15 protein-coding genes are annotated in these 15125 nt (G+C 75.5%); 6 read left to right on the top strand and 9 right to left on the bottom strand.

The window, feature by feature from the left end; translation table 11 throughout:
- Window positions 1–244: 244 nt before the first annotated feature.
- From AB0O40_RS35210 to AB0O40_RS35195, 4 genes are all read right to left on the bottom strand, one after another.
- The gene (locus AB0O40_RS35210) at window positions 245–1102 is read right to left on the bottom strand and encodes a fumarylacetoacetate hydrolase family protein (RefSeq protein ID WP_365049860.1); all 858 of its coding nucleotides are present in this window, start codon (window positions 1100–1102) and stop codon (window positions 245–247) included.
- A gap of 199 nt (window positions 1103–1301) precedes the next feature.
- Entirely contained in the window at window positions 1302–2096 is a 795-nt protein-coding gene (yidC, locus tag AB0O40_RS35205; protein WP_365049859.1) for a membrane protein insertase YidC, read from the bottom strand.
- 130 nt (window positions 2097–2226) lie between these two features.
- Window positions 2227–2598: a DUF6412 domain-containing protein gene (locus tag AB0O40_RS35200; protein WP_365049857.1), complete on the bottom strand. Its 372-nt coding sequence runs from the start codon at window positions 2596–2598 to the stop codon at window positions 2227–2229.
- Between the two features lie 179 nt (window positions 2599–2777).
- Complete coding sequence (locus tag AB0O40_RS35195) at window positions 2778–3518, bottom strand: class E sortase (RefSeq protein WP_365049856.1); 741 nt, start codon at window positions 3516–3518, stop codon at window positions 2778–2780.
- A 416-nt stretch (window positions 3519–3934) separates the two neighbouring features.
- On the opposite strand from AB0O40_RS35195, the gene AB0O40_RS35190 reads away from it, so the two are divergent.
- The gene (locus AB0O40_RS35190) at window positions 3935–4933 is read left to right on the top strand and encodes a hypothetical protein (RefSeq protein ID WP_365049854.1); all 999 of its coding nucleotides are present in this window, start codon (window positions 3935–3937) and stop codon (window positions 4931–4933) included.
- A gap of 16 nt (window positions 4934–4949) precedes the next feature.
- Here AB0O40_RS35190 and AB0O40_RS35185 read toward each other — a convergent pair whose 3' ends face one another.
- On the bottom strand, window positions 4950–6083 hold the full coding sequence (locus tag AB0O40_RS35185) for a hypothetical protein (RefSeq protein WP_365049852.1): 1134 nt from the start codon (window positions 6081–6083) through the stop codon (window positions 4950–4952).
- Window positions 6084–6238: 155 nt separating this feature from the next.
- The gene (locus tag AB0O40_RS35180; protein WP_365049850.1) at window positions 6239–6784 is read right to left on the bottom strand and encodes a GNAT family N-acetyltransferase; all 546 of its coding nucleotides are present in this window, start codon (window positions 6782–6784) and stop codon (window positions 6239–6241) included.
- A gap of 444 nt (window positions 6785–7228) precedes the next feature.
- Between AB0O40_RS35180 and AB0O40_RS35175 the strand changes: the two genes are divergently transcribed.
- Both AB0O40_RS35175 and AB0O40_RS35170 read left to right on the top strand, forming a co-directional pair.
- Entirely contained in the window at window positions 7229–7420 is a 192-nt protein-coding gene (locus AB0O40_RS35175) for a hypothetical protein (RefSeq protein WP_365049849.1), read from the top strand.
- Window positions 7421–7641: 221 nt separating this feature from the next.
- Window positions 7642–7950: a hypothetical protein gene (locus tag AB0O40_RS35170; RefSeq protein ID WP_365049848.1), complete on the top strand. Its 309-nt coding sequence runs from the start codon at window positions 7642–7644 to the stop codon at window positions 7948–7950.
- Window positions 7951–8044: 94 nt separating this feature from the next.
- Here AB0O40_RS35170 and AB0O40_RS35165 read toward each other — a convergent pair whose 3' ends face one another.
- On the bottom strand, window positions 8045–9334 hold the full coding sequence (locus AB0O40_RS35165; protein ID WP_365049864.1) for a DUF445 domain-containing protein: 1290 nt from the start codon (window positions 9332–9334) through the stop codon (window positions 8045–8047).
- A gap of 200 nt (window positions 9335–9534) precedes the next feature.
- Here AB0O40_RS35165 and AB0O40_RS35160 point away from each other — a divergent pair, with 200 nt between their 5' ends.
- The 3 genes from AB0O40_RS35160 to AB0O40_RS35150 all read left to right on the top strand — a co-directional run bounded on the left by AB0O40_RS35160 (window position 9535) and on the right by AB0O40_RS35150 (window position 12903).
- The gene (locus tag AB0O40_RS35160; protein ID WP_365049846.1) at window positions 9535–10956 is read left to right on the top strand and encodes an SGNH/GDSL hydrolase family protein; all 1422 of its coding nucleotides are present in this window, start codon (window positions 9535–9537) and stop codon (window positions 10954–10956) included.
- A gap of 91 nt (window positions 10957–11047) precedes the next feature.
- On the top strand, window positions 11048–11857 hold the full coding sequence (locus AB0O40_RS35155) for an isocitrate lyase/phosphoenolpyruvate mutase family protein (RefSeq protein ID WP_365049844.1): 810 nt from the start codon (window positions 11048–11050) through the stop codon (window positions 11855–11857).
- 98 nt (window positions 11858–11955) lie between these two features.
- Window positions 11956–12903, top strand: a complete 948-nt coding sequence (locus tag AB0O40_RS35150; protein ID WP_365049862.1) for an EamA family transporter — start codon at window positions 11956–11958, stop codon at window positions 12901–12903.
- Between the two features lie 18 nt (window positions 12904–12921).
- On the opposite strand, the gene AB0O40_RS35145 is transcribed toward AB0O40_RS35150, so the two are convergent.
- Window positions 12922–13719 carry a trypsin-like peptidase domain-containing protein gene (locus AB0O40_RS35145; protein WP_365049843.1) on the bottom strand — a complete coding sequence of 266 codons (798 nt, stop codon included), beginning with the start codon at window positions 13717–13719 and terminating at the stop codon, window positions 12922–12924.
- A 39-nt stretch (window positions 13720–13758) separates the two neighbouring features.
- Window positions 13759–14880: an alpha/beta hydrolase-fold protein gene (locus AB0O40_RS35140; protein WP_365049841.1), complete on the bottom strand. Its 1122-nt coding sequence runs from the start codon at window positions 14878–14880 to the stop codon at window positions 13759–13761.
- Window positions 14881–15125 lie beyond the last annotated feature (245 nt).

Raw genomic sequence — 15125 nt, 5'->3', positions numbered from 1 at the left:
GGACCCCCCGTACCGCCGCTCCGCGCCGGTGCGCTCAAACGCCGCGCGGCTGGGTAGGCCCCCGGCCCCGCCGCTCCGCGACGGGCATTCGGGGCTCCGCCCCGGACCCCGCGCCTCAAACTCCCCCAGCGAGGCTGGTACGGGGGCAACGCCAAGCGCCGCACCGCAGCGAGGGCGGGGCGGCGCTGGGCACAACAGCAGGGGCAGGGCTGCGGCTAGGTCAGGGCAACGCCAGCCGTGGCGGTCAGGCGGATTTCAGTTGCTGGCGCTGACGGCCGAGGCCGTCGATCTCGAGCTCGACCACGTCCCCCGCCCGCAGGTACGGCTTGGGCTCGGCCTGCCCCATCGCCACCCCCGCCGGCGTCCCCGTCACGATCACATCACCCGGGTACAGCGTCATGAAGCGGCTCAGGTACCGCACGACCTCGGCCACCGGGAAGATCTGGTCGGCCGTGTTGCCGTGCTGCTTCGCCTCGCCGTTCACCCACAGCCGTACCCCCAGCGCCTGCGGGTCGCCGATCTCGTCGGCGGTCACCAGCCAGGGGCCGAGCGGGGTGAAGGTCTCGCAGTTCTTGCCCTTGTCCCAGGTGCCGCCGCGCTCGATCTGGAACTCCCGCTCCGAGACGTCATGGGCCAGGACGTACCCGGCCACGTGCGCCAGGGCCTCCTCGTGGGACTCCAGGTACCGGGCGGTGCTGCCGATGACGACGCCGAGCTCGGCCTCCCAGTCGGTCTTCACGCTGCCGCGCGGCACGAGCACGGTGTCGTCGGGGCCGACGACCGTGTCCGCGGCCTTGAGGAACACGATCGGCTCCTCGGGAAGCGCCGCGCCGATCTCCTGGGCGTGGTCGTGGTAGTTCAGCCCGATGCCCACGATCTTGCCGATCCGGCCCACCGGGGCACCGATCCGCAGACCCTCGGCGTCGAGAACCGGAAGCTCGCCGGAGGCCGCCGCGTCCCGTACCCGGGACAGGGTGCTCTCGTCGGAGAGCAGTGCTCCGTCGACATCGGCGACCAGTCCGGACAGGTCCCGCAGGACGCCGTCCTGGTCGAGCAGCGCGGGGCGCTCCGCGCCCACCGGGCCGACACGCAGCAGCTTCATGGGCATTCTCCCGTGGTCGTGGGTGGTCGGCCCACGGGCATGCCCGGGGCCGGCCGATGGGTTGCGGCCATCGGAGGATTGGCTGATCCTCCAAGAAGTCCACCCAATCCGCAAGACCCCGTTCACAGACTGGAACGCCACACACACCGGCCGCCGAGGCACGCCGGCCCCCGGCCCGACTGACCACCGGCGCGAGGACCTACCGGCCCGACCGACCCCCGGCCCGACCCACCGCCGCCCCCGCGACCTCCCGCCGCGCGTTCCACCGGCGGGTCAGCCAGGCGCGCTCCGCGGCCGTCCAGGTCGTGGTGGTGAGCAGGTAGAGCCCGGCGGCCAACGGCACGACGGCCGCGGTGACCAGCGTGCCGAAGGCGAGCAGCGGCAGCCAGCCGGCGATCCGCTGCGCGGCCCGGCCGCCCGGCAGCTCCTCGGCCCCGGGACCGCCCACCGGGGTGCCTTCGACGTACGCGCGCCGGCCCCGCCGGGCCGTCCAGGCCGCCACCGCGGCGATCGCCGCGAACAGCCCGAGGAACACCAGCCCCTGGGCCCCGAACGGCCCGCCCGCACCGAGCGCGTCCGTCCAGCGGGCTCCCAGCGGCGCGGCGCCCAGCCGGTGCGCCAGCAGCTCGCCCGCGGTGCCGGTCGCCCCCGTCGCGGAGAACACCCGGTACATCACGAAGAACACCGGCAACTGCACCAGCATCGGCAGTACCCCCGCGAACGGTGACACCTTCGCCTCGGCGTACAGCGCCCCGAGCTCGGTGCGGAGCCGCTGCGCGTCCTTGGGCGCGGCGTACCGCTTGCGCAGCGCCGCGACCCGCGGGGCCAGCTCCGCCCTGGCCCGCTCCCCCCGGAAGGCGGCCCGGGTCAGCGGGTGCAGAGCGGCCCGGACGCCCATCGTGAACACGACGATCGCCGCGGCCGTCGCGGCGGAGGCGAAGAAGGGATCGAGCAAGCGGGCAAGTGAGTCGACAAGGCTGGCGAAAACGGACACGGGGCCCTCCGGGGGTCTCGTCCTGCGAATGGGGATTCGGCATGACGAACCACAAAGAGGGCACGGGGCGCCGGCACGACGGCATCACGCCGCAGGGCCGTATCAGACGCCCGCGGCCGGCCCGCGCCCCCTAAGTGGCTGTCGGGACGAGGGAGCCGGGTGCCCGCGGGCGGGAGCGGCCGCGCGCGTCGGGGTCGCGCTGCGGCAGGAAGGCCGTGCGCTGTTCGCGGTCCCGCAGGGCCGTGCGTATTCGGGTCGGCGGCACCGGCCGGGCGCTGCGCGCCGCGAGCACCGCGCAGGCCAGCAGAGCGGCACTCACCGCGACCGTGGCGGCGAGGGTCACGGCGGAGACGAGTCCGCCCTCGACGACCGCCGTCCCGCCCGGGCCGAACAGCCCGTACAGACCCAGGAGTCCGAGCGCGCCGAAGAGGCCGAGCAGCCGTCCCAGCACCCGGAACCGCCCGCGTTCCGCGCCGCGTCCCGTCATCTGCATCTGTTCCATGCCCGCCCCCTCTCCGTACGGTCGGCCCCCGCGCGGCTGGTCGCCACGCGGTCGGTCAGCTCATCCGCAGGCCGTCCGCAAGCCCGCTCGCCAGTTCCGGCGCTCGGACGTTCGACCCGCTCACCACGTTAGACGCAGCCACCGACAACGGAGTTCCCGGTCCGCGGCACCGGTCCGCGCTACCGGTCCGCGACGCCCCTCAGCGTCCCCCACACCACCAGCCGGTACCGCGAGGTGAACTCGGGCGTGCAGGTGGTCAGCGTGATGTAGGACCCGGCGCTGCGGTACCCGGCCTCGGGGTGCACGAGACTGCGCGGGACCGGGTCGATCACCCCGGTGTCCCGCTCCAGGGTCTGGTCGAGCCGCCTGCCGACGACATAGGTGTAGCGGCGGCCGCGCAGGTCGACGATCAACTCGTCGCCGGTCCGCAGCCGGTTGATGTAGCGGAAGGGCTCGCCGTGCGTGTTGCGGTGCCCGGCGAGTGCGAAGTTCCCCGGTGCGCCGGGCTGGGCGGTGCCGGCGTAGTGGCCGACGTACCCCTTGTCGAGCACCTGCCGCTTGCTGATCCCCTCGGCCACCGGCGCGACCACCCCCAGGCGCGGGATCCGCAGGACGGCGTACGCCTGGTCCCAGCGCGGCGCGGGCGGTGCCGGGCGGCGGGCGGGCGGCGGGGCCCCCGCGCCGTCCGGCCCGCCCCCGTTCGCCGGCGGCTCGGCGGCCGGCGTCGCGCCCGGCTCCGCGGGCCCGGTCCGGCCGGCCTCCGGACCGGCGGCCGGCGCGGCGGCCGGCTCGGCGCCCCCGCCGTGCTCCCACTCGCGTTCGAGGGCGCGTACCTGACTGCGGGCGCCGGCGAGCGCCTGCCTGTTGGTCCACCACACCTGATGCACCACCAGCAACAACAGCACCAGCCCAGCCGTCACGACGAGTTCGGCCCCCGCCCACAGTCCGCGCGCGAGCGGCCGGTACCTCCGCGCCCCCGCGACGCCCCGCACCCTGCTACTGGACCGCCCCGCCCACCACGCCCCACGCGACCAGCGTCCCCGGGACCATCCAGACCCGCGCCACCGGCGCGACCCCGCAGCCCGCCACGCCCGCAGCAACCGCCGTACCCACCAAGCCCGCCACCCCAGCCGGCCCAGCCACCGGTGGTACCGCCCCCGCCCCTGCACCACGACCGGAATCCGCTCTGGCACGGGCCTCCCCCTCCCGTCGTCCTCACGAAAGCCTCGAGAACCGCTCACGGACACCACCGCGCGAGCCCCGCGGGCCGCCCCCGCCGAGGCCCGCACCCTAGGACTTCCCCCGCCAACTGACCAGCGGCAGTACGGTGTGGACCATGCGCCCCGACACGCCTGCCGAGCACATCGCCGAAGCCGATCGCCTGCTGCGTACGGCCGCCCGCTACCCCGAGGACCAGGAACCGCTCGTCCTCCAGGCGGCGGCCCACCTCGAACTCGCCGACCAGCGCGAGCGGGCGAGCACGCTCTACGACCGCCTCCTCGCCGAGACCCCGGCCAACCCGCACCTGATCAAGGCCCTCCAGGCCGCGAACCTCTGGGAGTACGGGCACGAGGCCGAGGCCCGGGCCCTGATCGCCGGTATCCGCGCGGCGGCCCCCAAGGACCCCGCGCCCTGGGAGGTGATCGCCGAGGCGCTGGAGACGCACGACGAACTCGAGGACTCCCAGGCCGCCTTCACCGAGGCGGCGACCCTGCTGATCAGCGAGGACGAGCCGCTGTCCCGGGCCTCGGCGGCGCTGCTGACCGGACGGCACCGGGTGCGCCGGCTGCTCGGGATGCCGCACGACGACTGGGACATGGTCGCCGATACCCGGCACTCCGGGCCGATCCCGCTGGACGAGCTGCACGACCCCAAGAGGATCTGGGCCCTGGGCTCGAACGACCCGGCCGAGCTGCGCGCCGAGATCGCCCGGCTCCGGGCGGAGCTGGGCGACCGGCGGGCCGCGCTCTCCCGGCCCTTCCCGGTCGCGGTCCTGCACTGGCCCGCGGCCGAGCTGGCCGAGCTGCTGGCCTCGTACCCGGCGCTGCAGCCCGAGTACCCGTCCCACGAGGTCCACCTGAGCCGGATCGAGTCGTCCCTGCGGGACCTGGCCTCCTCCGGTACGCCGAACCTCGGCATCGTGACCGGCAGCGTGCCCTCCTACGAGGCCTTCGCCGCCTCCGAGAAGACCTCCCCGGCCTCCCCCTCCCTCCTGGCGGAGTACGCCACCACCCTCGCCGCCCGCGGCAAGGCCACCCCCTGGCCCCCCACCCCCTCCTCCCCCTGCTGGTGCACCTCCGGCCGCCCCTACACCGACTGCCACGGCACCTCCTGACCCCGGCGGGTGACCGTCAGAAGGGCAGTGCGAGCTGGTGGTCGCCCAGGGTGCGGACCCGGGGCGGGGTCGGGCCGCGGGTGAGGAGGGTCCGCAGCGCGGCGAGGACGAGCCCGGGGGTGTCGCGGAGCATGGCGGGGGTGGCGCTGACCACCAGGACGCCGTGGGACTCCAGCAGGAGGCGGCGGCGCAGCGTGGCGTGCCAGGAGTCGCGGCTGTAGTGGTACTCGGCCGAGTCCACCTCCAGGGCCACGCCCTCCTCGGGCCAGTACGCGTCCGGGGTGGCGAGGAAGGTCCCCTCCGGGGTGACCAGGCGCGGGTTCCACAGCGGCTGCGGCAGGCCCGAGCCGGCCAGCGTGTCGCGGGCCCGGCCCTCGGCGACGGACCGTACGCCGGCCACCAGCTCGGCCGCGGCCGCGGCGGCGCCCGGGCGCTTGAGGAGCCGCCCCGCGCGCAGTTCGGCGTAGAGGTCCTGGGGGTGGCACCAGCCCGACTGGACCACGCCCGCCAGGACGGCCCGCACCCGGTCGGGGTCGTCCGTGCGCCGGGCGAAGTCGGCCGCCGCCCGGACCGGCCGGGTCACCGGGATCCCGCCGACGGTGATGGTGGCCGGCCAGCGGCTCGTGGTCAGCGGGCGCACCGCGCCGGCCGGGGCCACCGTGCGCGGCGCCGGGACCAGGACGTCCAGCGGCTCGGCGGGCGCCCCGCGGATGCCGAAGAGGGCGAGCGCGGCCCCGCCGGTGAGGACCGCGGTGGCCCCGGACAGCGGGTCGGCCGGCCCCGGCCGGGCGGCGTACAGGACGGCCGCCAGGGCGTGTTGGCGGGCGTCGGGCGGCCCGGTCTGCAGCAGGTACACGCGCGGCAGCAGGCGCTGCCAGGGCCCGCCGGGCCGGCTGCGCCGGGCGACGGCCGCGGCGGACACCCCGGCGCGGGTCAGCTGCCGTTGGGTGAGCAGGTTGAGCTGCCGGGCGGCGGTGCGGTCCGGTGCGGTGCCCCCGGGTCCGCCGCGTACGCGGGCCGGCGGCCGGACGGCCGCGGGCCCGGTGGGCCGGGGCCCGGCGGGCCACGGCCGCGCCCTCCCCGGTGCGGTGCGCGGACGGGCGGCGCGAGCCCCGCCACCGGTGTGCAGGTCGTTCCCAGAAGTCGTCATGGTGCGGATGTGCCCACCGGGAGCCACACCTCAAGCCCCCGGGCCGACCGATCCCGCCTCAAGCCCGCAGGGCCCGGCCGCGCCCTCTCAGCCGGCCCCGCGCCGCACAGCAGGCGCACTCCTGCGCCCACCGTCCGGCCCGCCCCGCGCCCCCCTCACGGCTCCAGGGCCGCCGGGTGGTGCGGTGCCAGGAAGACCACGACGCCGTTCTCGGTGCCGGGCAGCGGGGTGACCTCGTGCCAGCCCAGCCGGCGGTACGTGGCGACGGTGTCGGTCGCCTTGCGGGCGGTCAGCAGCCAGGCCCGGTCGCCGGGGGCGTCCGCCGTGATCTCGGCGAGCAGGGTGCGCCCGGTACCGTGCCCCCGCGCGTACGGGCGGACCGCCAGCTCGTCTATCTCCAGCGCCCCGACCAGCAGTTCGCGGACCCGGTCCCGGCCGAGCTGCGCGACGACCTGCGCGTAGCCGCGGTCGGCGGGGAAGGGGTCCTTGGTCAGCCAGGCGGTGGCGAAGCCGTCGATACCGGCCGCGGACTGGGCCAGGGCGGTACGGAAACCCGCCCTGCGGGTGTCGGCCTGCAACCGGGCCGAGAACTGGCGAATGGTTTCTTCGTCCTCGTTCCACGGCGGGGCGGAGAAGACCTCGGCGTAGGCGTCGACCAGCTCCTCGGTGAGGTCGAGGACGGCTGGTCCGTAGCAGATCACGTGTGCGCTCCTTTGGGCCGGTCGGGATGAAACGCCCCTCTGGAAGAGCGAATTTACGCCTGCCCGGTTCCCCGGGGGCGTGGTCGCACGGATCCGGAGGGTGTGGAACAAAACCGACTTCCGGGGCGGCCCGCAACCGGTCCGCACCGGGCGGTTCCGGACACCACCGGCCCGCCCTTCGCACGGGCGCGCGCCGCTGCGGTCTCTTTGCGAACGATCCACCCCGGGCCGTGTCGCCGTCGGCCGTGGGGCGTTGAGTGGGTGTCGGTGCGGCGGTGGCCGGACCGGTGACGGCCGGGCCGCCGGCGGAAGCGTGGCGGGCCGCGCGGCGGCGGCCCGGCACCGCCCCCGCCGGCCTCCCGGCCCCGCACCACACCGCATCCGCCCGCCCCCGCACCACCCACCAGGCACGGCGCCCCCGCGCACGGCAGCTCGGAGCACGACATGTCCCACGGCCTCTTCACCCGGCTCCTCCTCGGCGCGGGCGGCGGCGCGGTGGCCTTCCTGCTGGTCCTCGGCGCGCTGTCGCTGCTGCCGTCGCCGGTCCGGGAGGCCGTACCGGACCCGCTGCTCGGCGGCGCGGTCCTGGTCCTCGCGGCGGTGGGCGCCGTACGGGGCGCCCGACGGGCGCGTTAGCCTCGAAACGGTACGAGCGGGTACGGGCCGGCCGGCGCGGCCCCCGGCGGTCCACCCACCGGGGCGGCGTGCGGACCGGCCCGGAACTGACGTACGCAGCACACGGATACGGACACGACCACGGACGCGCAGCCCGGCGGACCACCGGCCAACCACCGGTCGCCCCTGCGCGCCACGACGAAGCCCCGGACGCGAGGTCCGGACCTACGGAGGGATGGACCATGGCGCGGATTCCCACGGCAGCGGTGACCGCAGGCGGGCTGGTGGGCGGCTACGCCGTCGCCCGCTGGACGAAGAAGCGGCCGCTCGGCGGGGCGGTCCTGGCAGCGGCGGGCGCCGTCGCGGCCCGCGAGTGGCAGCGGCACGCGGGCGGGGCCGCGGCGGCCGCGCTCGGCGGGCTCTACGTGGCCGGCTTCGCCGGCTCGCACCCGCTCGCGAAGAAGATCGGGGCCTGGCCCGCGGTGCTGTCCGCGACCGCGGTCGTGGCCACGGCCGCCTGGGCCGTCTCGGACCGCCGCCCGACGGCCTGACAGCACCCGACGGCACCCCGCCCGCGGCCCGGCATCCGCCGGGCCGCGCCGGCCACCCGCCGGACCGTCCCGGCCACCTGCCGGACCGCCCCCGCTACGCCCCCACCGCCACGGACACCGCGTAGATCAGCAGTCCCGCCAGCGCCCCGACCACCGTCCCGTTGATGCGGATGAACTGCAGGTCCCGCCCGATGTGGGCCTCGATCTTGCGGGAGGTGTGCTCGGCGTCCCAGCCGGCCACGGTGTCCGTGATCAACGAGGTGATCTCGGTGCGGTAGTTGGTGACCACGTACACCACCGCCCCCTCGACCCAGCCCTCCACCTTCGCCTGCAGGCGGCCGTCCGTGGCCAGCCGGGCGCCGAGGGAGATCAGGGACGACCGGACCCGCAGCCGCAGCTCGCTCTGCTCGTCCTCGGCCGCCGAGATGATCATGGAGCGGACCGCGGACCACGCCGAGGCGATGACGTCCTGGACCTCGCCCCGGCCCAGGATCTCGGACTTCAGCCGCTCCACCCGCTCCCGCGTGGCGGTGTCCGACTGCAGGTCGGCCGCGAAGTCCGACAGGAAACGGTCCACCGCACCGCGCGCCGGGTGCTCCGGCATGTCCCGCATCTCGGTGACGAACCGCAGCAGTTCCTTGTAGACCCGCTCGCCCACCTTCCGGTCGACGAACCGCGGCGTCCAGCCCGGCGCCCCGCCCTGCACCGCGTCCATCACCGACTCGCCGTGGGTCACCAGCCAGTCGTGGGCCTTGGCGCACACCAGGTCCACCACCCGCCGGTGACCGCCGTCCGCCACGATCCGGTCCAGCGCCTTGCCGACCCCCGGCGCGATCTCCGCGGTCTCCGCCCGCCGGGTGATCGCCTCGCCGACCACCGCCTGCACGTCCGAGTCCCGCAGCACCGTGAGCGCCCCGCGCAGCGCGGTGGCCAGCTCGGCGGTGACCCGGTCGGCGTGCTCCGGCTCGGCCAGCCACGCACCGAGCCGGCCGCCGATGCCGAGCGCGTGCAGCCGGGCCCGTACGACCTCCGAGGAGAGGAAGTTCTCGCCCACGAACTCGCCGAGCGAGACGCCCAGCTGGTCCTTCTTCGTGGGGATGATCGCCGTGTGCGGGATGGGCAGCCCCAACGGCCGCCGGAAGAGCGCGGTCACCGCGAACCAGTCGGCCAGCGCGCCGACCATGCCCGCCTCGGCCGCCGCCGCCACATAGCCCGCCCAGCCGCCGGCGCCGGCGTGCTGCGCCCACTTCGCCAGCGCGTAGACCACCGCGACCAGCAGCAGCAGCGCCGTGGCCGTGGCCTTCATCCGGCGCACCCCGCGCCGCTTCTCCTCGTCGGCCGCGCTGTACGCGAAGCGCCCGCGCGCACCGCCGACCGGCTCCACCGGGCCGTCCCCGTCCGTCCGTTCCACTGCCTCCGCCTTCCCCCGCCCCCCTCGTTCCGACGCGGACCGGTCCCGTACGGTTCGTACGCAGAGCATCTGGTCGCAGATCCACTGTCGCCTACCTGACCTACTCCCGGGGCGCGCCACGAGTTCCCGGCGCTCCCTCGTCCGGGGCCGCCACCCCAGGAGGAACCCGCCGCATGACCCCGCCCCGCCCCGGTCACCCGCCGCGCCCCGCCCGGCCGCCCCGGAGCTCCCGCCGCCCCGCCCGGCTCCGCGCGCTCGGGGCCCTGGCCGCGCTCGCCACGGCCGGCGTCCTCACCGCCGCCTTCGCGGGCGGCGGCTCCGACCCGGACGGCCCGGGCCCGGCCGCCCGGCCGCCGGCCGACGCGCGGACCGCGGGCCCGGTGGACCGGGGCGGCCCGATCGCCGTGCACTGGGTCGCCGCCTGGTCCGCCGCACCCGTCGGCCCCGAGCCGGACACCGACCGGTACGGCCAGTCCGGCCGCACCTTCCGCAACGTGGTGCACACCGGCATCGCCGGCGACCAGGTCCGGATCACCCTCTCCAACCGGTACGGCCGCTCGCCGCTGCGGATCACGGCCGCGACGGCGGGCCTGGCGGCGGGCCCGGCCACCCCGGCCGCGGCGGACGGCTCGCTGGTCCGGCTCACCTTCCGCGGTTCGCCCGTCGTCACCGTGCCACCCGGCGGCCAGGTCACCAGCGACCCGCAGCGCCTGCGGGTCCGGGCCGGCGCCGACCTCCTGATCAGCACGTACGCCCCCGCCTCCGACGAGCCCGGCGGCCCGGTCACCTACCACCCGGGCGCCCGCCAGACCTCGTACGCGCGCGAGGGGGACGGCACCGAGGACGCGACCGGCGACTCCTTCACCGACAAGACCGGCGCCTGGCGCCAGCTGGTCGCCGTGGACCTGCGCACGAACAAGGTCACCGGCACGGTCGTGGCCTTCGGGGACTCCCTCACCGACGGCGCGTTCTCCTCGATGGACGACAACCACCGGTGGCCCGACTTCCTCTCCACCCGGCTCCGCCAGGCCGCCGCCGAGGCCTCCCGGACCCCCGCCGGCCCGGCCGGTACGGCCCCTGCCGACCCGACCGGTACGGCCCCCCGGCTCGGCGTGGTCAACGCGGGTATCAGCGGGAACCGGCTCCTCGCGGACGGCACCGGACCGCGCGGCCTGGACCGTTTCGACCGGGACGTGCTGGCCCGCCCCGGCGCCCGGGTCGTCGTCATCGCGCTGGGCATCAACGACATCCTCAAGTCCGACCGCCCCGCCGACCCGGACCGGATCACCGAGGGCCTGCTCGAGCTGGCCGCCCGGGCCCGCGCCCGAGGGCTGCTGGTGGCGGGCGCCACCCTGACCCCCTACGCCGGCCACAAGGGCTGGTCGGCCGAGCAGGACTCGGTCCGCCGGGCGGTGAACGCCCGGATCCGGGCCGGCGAGGTCTTCGACGTGGTCGTGGACTTCGACCGGGCCCTGCGCGACCCCGCCGACCCGGCCCGGCTGCAACCGGCCTTCGACTCCGGCGACCACCTCCACCCCAACGACCTGGGCTACCGCGCCATGGCCGGGGCCGTCGACCTCCCGGCACTCATGTAGAGACCCCAGGCCCCCACCGGGCGCGCCGGCCGCCGGCCTCCACGTCGCAAAACCGCCAGCGGCGGACCGTCGGAGGTGATGGACTCGGCCCATGACCGAGATCTCCGCCGCACGCGCCTTCACCGCCCTGCACACCGCCGCCGCCCCGCTCGCCCTCGCCAACGCCTGGGACGTCGCCAGCGCCCGGATCGTCGAGGCGGCCGGCGCCCCGGCCGTCGCCACCACCAGCGCCGGGGTCGCCTGGAGCATCGGCGCCCCGGACGGCGACGCCCTCGGCCGGGCCCGCGCCGTCGAGCTGGTCGAGCGGGTCGTGGCCGCGGTCGGGGTACCGGTCAGCGCCGACATCGAGGGCGGTTTCGGAGCCTCCCCCGAGGAGGTCGGCGAGACGGTGGCCGCGGTGGTCCGGGCCGGCGCGGCCGGCATCAACATCGAGGACGGCGCACGCGACCCGGCCGCGTTCGCGGAGCGGCTGGCCGGCGCCCGGGCGGCGGCCACCGCGGCCGGCTCCGAGCTGTACGTCAACGCCCGGATCGACACCTTCCTCGCCGGCCTGGGCGAGCCCGGCGCCGCCCGGCTGGACGAGACCCTGCGCCGGGCCCGGACCTACCTGGCCGCCGGGGCCAGCGGGATCTTCGTCCCCGGCGTCACCGACCTCGAGGTGGTCGCCGAGCTGGCCCGGGGCATCGACGCCCCGCTGAACGTCCTGGTCGGACCCGGCGACCCGAGCGTCGCCGCGTTCGGCGCGGTGGGCGTGGCCCGGGTCAGCCTGGGCTCCTCGGTGGCCGCCGCGGCCTACGCGGTCGCCCAGCGGGCCACCCGCGAGCTCCTGGCCACCGGCACCTACGCGGCCACGGCCGGCGGCGTCCCGTACGGCGAGCTGAACGGCCTCTTCGCCCACTGACCGGGCACACTCCAAGGACTTCGCGGTCAGACCTGCCCGATTCCGGGCAAAATCCTCGACGTCCCGCCCCTCCCCCTCTAGGATTTTCCGACATGGGCATAACAAAGGACGCTCCTGTCGGCAGCGTGGCGGCAGCGGCCACCACCGCCGCCGGGAGCCGTCGCATCACCGGAGCCGTCTGGGGCGCGCTCCTGATCGTGTACGTCGTCTGGGGCTCGACCTACCTGGGCATCCGGATCGTGGTCGAGACCCTGCCGGCCTTCCTCTCCGCGGGCGGCCGCTTCATCACCGCCGGCCTGCTGCTGGCCGCCCTGGTGGCCTGGCGCCAGGGCCCCGCCGCCCTCAAGGTCACCGGAGCCCAGCTGCGCTCCGCGCTCCTGGTCGGCGTCCTGCTGCTGCTCGGCGGCAACGGCCTGGTGGTGCTCGCCGAGACGGCCGTGCCCTCGGGCCTGGCGGCCCTGCTGGTCGCCTCGCTCCCGCTGTGGATGGTGGTGCTGCGCACCGCCACCGGGGACCGCCCGCCCGGCCGGACCCTCTTCGGCGTGGGCATCGGGATGGCCGGACTGGCCGTGCTGACCCTGCCCGGCCTCAGCGGCGACGTACAACTGTGGGGCGTGGGCCTGGTGGTGCTCGCGGCACTGCTGTGGGCCGTCGGCTCCTTCTCCGCCTCGAAGCTCCCCATGCCCAAGAACGCCTTCGCGGGCAGCGCGTACCAGATGCTCGCCGGCGGCACCGCCAACCTGGTCGTCGGCTTCGCCCGCGGTGAGCAGCACGGCTTCCACCCCGCCGAGGTCTCCACCGGCTCCTGGCTGGCGCTGGGCTACCTCGTGGTCTTCGGCTCGCTCGTGGCCTTCACCGCGTACGCCTGGCTGCTCCAGTCCGCCCCGCTGTCCCTGGTCTCCACGTACGCGTACGTCAATCCCGTGGTGGCCGTCCTGCTCGGCACGCTCATCCTCGACGAGTCGCTGACCTGGCCGATCCTGCTCGGCGGCGCGATCGTGGTCGCGGCCGTGATGGTGATCGTCAGTACCGAGCGACGGAAGTAGCCCGCCCGCGGCGGGCCCTCACTTCTCCCCCGCCGCCGCCTCGTACAGCTTCCGGGCCCGGGCGTCGAAGGGCGCGGCCGTCGAGTCCACGTCCGTCTCACCGCCACTGAGCACGCCGATGAGCCGGCCCGGGCGCCCCGGCCCGCCCCGGTCGGCCACCCAGGGGCTGCCGCTGGTCCCGGTCCAGAAGCCGGCACAGCTGATGTAGAGCATCTCCGGGTCGGCGTCGTCCCGGCGGCTCTGCGTGGTGCAGGAGACCGGCCGGTTGTCGGGGTTGTGCTCCGGCTCCGGATAGCCCACGACGGTGACCTCCCGATCCGGGGCGGAGGCCCAGTCGGGAGTGGGCGCGGCCCCCTTGCCGGTGACCTCCTCCAGGCTCCGGCCGTAGCGGTCCGGGGCCACCGTCAGGAAGGCGAAGTCGGCGGTGTCGTCGCCGTACCGCGTCCAGCGCTCGTCCACGTGCACCGCGGTGACCTTCCACAGGCCGTACGGCTGCGTGCCCGCGCCCTTGCCGGAGAAACCGGGCGCGAAGGACAGCCGGCCGATGGCCAGGCCGTCACCGGCGACCTCGCCCGGTTCCCCGTCCTCGCCGGCCGGGGCCACGCAGTGCCCCGCGGTCGCGACCACGTTCCCCCGGGGGCTGTGCACCACGCTCGCCGTGCACCAGTGCTCCCCGTCGGCCATCAGCACACCGACGTTGCCGAACGGCCGGATCGTCTGGGCGGGCCGCGCGGACTCGGACGTGACCATGCTCAGCGCGACCGTGGCGGCCAACGCCGCCCCGGCCGTACCCACGGCCTTCAGCCAGCCCGTCATCCGGCCACCCGGCCGGCACCCGCGGTCAGCACGCCCGCCTCAGCCCGCCGAGGTCACGGGCGGGCCGGCGACCGGACCCTTGAGGACCTTGCTGATCCACTCCAGCGAGCCCTCCTTCATGCCCCGGACGTAGTCCTTGCCATTGTGACCACCACCCTGGATGACCCGCACGGTCGTGTGGACCGGTCCGCGGCCCCAGTTCCGCACGAAGCGGTCGACCTTCGCCTTGCCGCTCTCCATGGTCCCGATCTGGAAGTTCACGTAGATGTCGGGGCCCTTGCGGTCGATCAACTTCTGCGCCAGCTTCTCCGGGTTGTTCGCGTCCATCGCGGCCCGGTGGCCCTTCCACAGCGGGGAGTCGGGGGCCGTGTCGGGCCCGGAGGCGATCACCGCCTTGAAGCGCTCGGGGTGCTGGACGACCGTCTTCAGCCCGACGAAACCGCCCGAGGAGGACCCCATGAAGGCCCAGCCGTCCCGGGACCGGTACGTGCGGAAATTGGCCTTCACGAAATCCGGCACGTCCTCGGCCATCCAGGTGCCCATCTTGGGGTGACCGGGGATGTCGGCGCCGTCGTAGTAGAACTTCTTGTCCGGGTTGATCACCGGCATGACGAGGATGAACGGCAGGCTGGTGCCGGCCGCGACCCCGTCGCTGACCGCCTTCTGCAGGCCCAGGCCGGTGCCCATCCAGTAGTTCGTGGGGTAGCCGTGGCCGCCGGGCAGCGCGATCAGGACCGGGAAGGCGCTCCGGGCGTACCGGGGCTCGCTGTACTCCTTCGGCGTCCACACCCAGACGTTGCCGGTGAAGCCGGACTTGGCACCGGCCAGCGTGGTCTTGCCGATCTCCGTCCCGTCGGCCAGCCGGGTGGCCCGGACGAACCGCGCCTCGGGCCCGGTCGGGAAGGACACGTCCCCGACGACGCGCCCGGTATCGCCGTGGCCGGCGCCCTTGCCGGTCCCCGCCGCGGCGGCCGAGTGCACGGAGCCGAAGGACATCGGTTCGCCGTTGTCGGAGAAGAGGTCCAGCCGCTGGGCGACGGCCGTACCGGCACCCGCGAGCACCGTCACCGCCACGGCCCCCGCCAGCCACACCCGCCGCCGGGGACGGGCGGACGTGCGGTCGGACGGGTCGGGGCGCTCGTCACCCGGGTACTGCTGCACGGACCTACGCTCCTCAGGACAGAACGGACAACTCATCCCCCGCCCTCCCAGATGCACGAACCGTCCGGCGGGTTGCGCTCCTGCTGGAATGAGGCCCAATTCACCCCGCAGGATTCACCCGTCAGGCGGCACGCCGTCCTGGCCGGGCCCTAAACGCAGAAAAGCCCCGCACCAGAAGGTGCGGGGCTTTCCCACAATGATTGTTCGGCGGCGTCCTACTCTCCCACAGGGTCCCCCCTGCAGTA

Source organism: Streptomyces sp. NPDC089919 (assembly GCF_040684615.1).
GTDB lineage: Bacteria > Actinomycetota > Actinomycetes > Streptomycetales > Streptomycetaceae > Streptomyces.
The sequence above is the reverse complement of the archived record's forward strand: the minus strand, read 5'-3'. Positions and strand labels throughout refer to the sequence as shown.

What these genes read in the sequence shown, in the direction of transcription:
- AB0O40_RS35170 (WP_365049848.1), top strand. Translation starts at nt 7,642, where the DNA reads ATGGCGCGGATTCCCACGGCAGCGGTGACCGCAGGCGGGCTGGTGGGC.
- AB0O40_RS35190 (WP_365049854.1), top strand. Translation starts at nt 3,935, where the DNA reads ATGCGCCCCGACACGCCTGCCGAGCACATCGCCGAAGCCGATCGCCTG.
- AB0O40_RS35185 (WP_365049852.1), bottom strand. Translation starts at nt 6,083, where the DNA reads ATGACGACTTCTGGGAACGACCTGCACACCGGTGGCGGGGCTCGCGCC.
- AB0O40_RS35155 (WP_365049844.1), top strand. Translation starts at nt 11,048, where the DNA reads ATGACCGAGATCTCCGCCGCACGCGCCTTCACCGCCCTGCACACCGCC.
- AB0O40_RS35160 (WP_365049846.1), top strand. Translation starts at nt 9,535, where the DNA reads ATGACCCCGCCCCGCCCCGGTCACCCGCCGCGCCCCGCCCGGCCGCCC.
- AB0O40_RS35175 (WP_365049849.1), top strand. Translation starts at nt 7,229, where the DNA reads ATGTCCCACGGCCTCTTCACCCGGCTCCTCCTCGGCGCGGGCGGCGGC.
- AB0O40_RS35145 (WP_365049843.1), bottom strand. Translation starts at nt 13,719, where the DNA reads ATGACGGGCTGGCTGAAGGCCGTGGGTACGGCCGGGGCGGCGTTGGCC.
- AB0O40_RS35210 (WP_365049860.1), bottom strand. Translation starts at nt 1,102, where the DNA reads ATGAAGCTGCTGCGTGTCGGCCCGGTGGGCGCGGAGCGCCCCGCGCTG.
- AB0O40_RS35200 (WP_365049857.1), bottom strand. Translation starts at nt 2,598, where the DNA reads ATGGAACAGATGCAGATGACGGGACGCGGCGCGGAACGCGGGCGGTTC.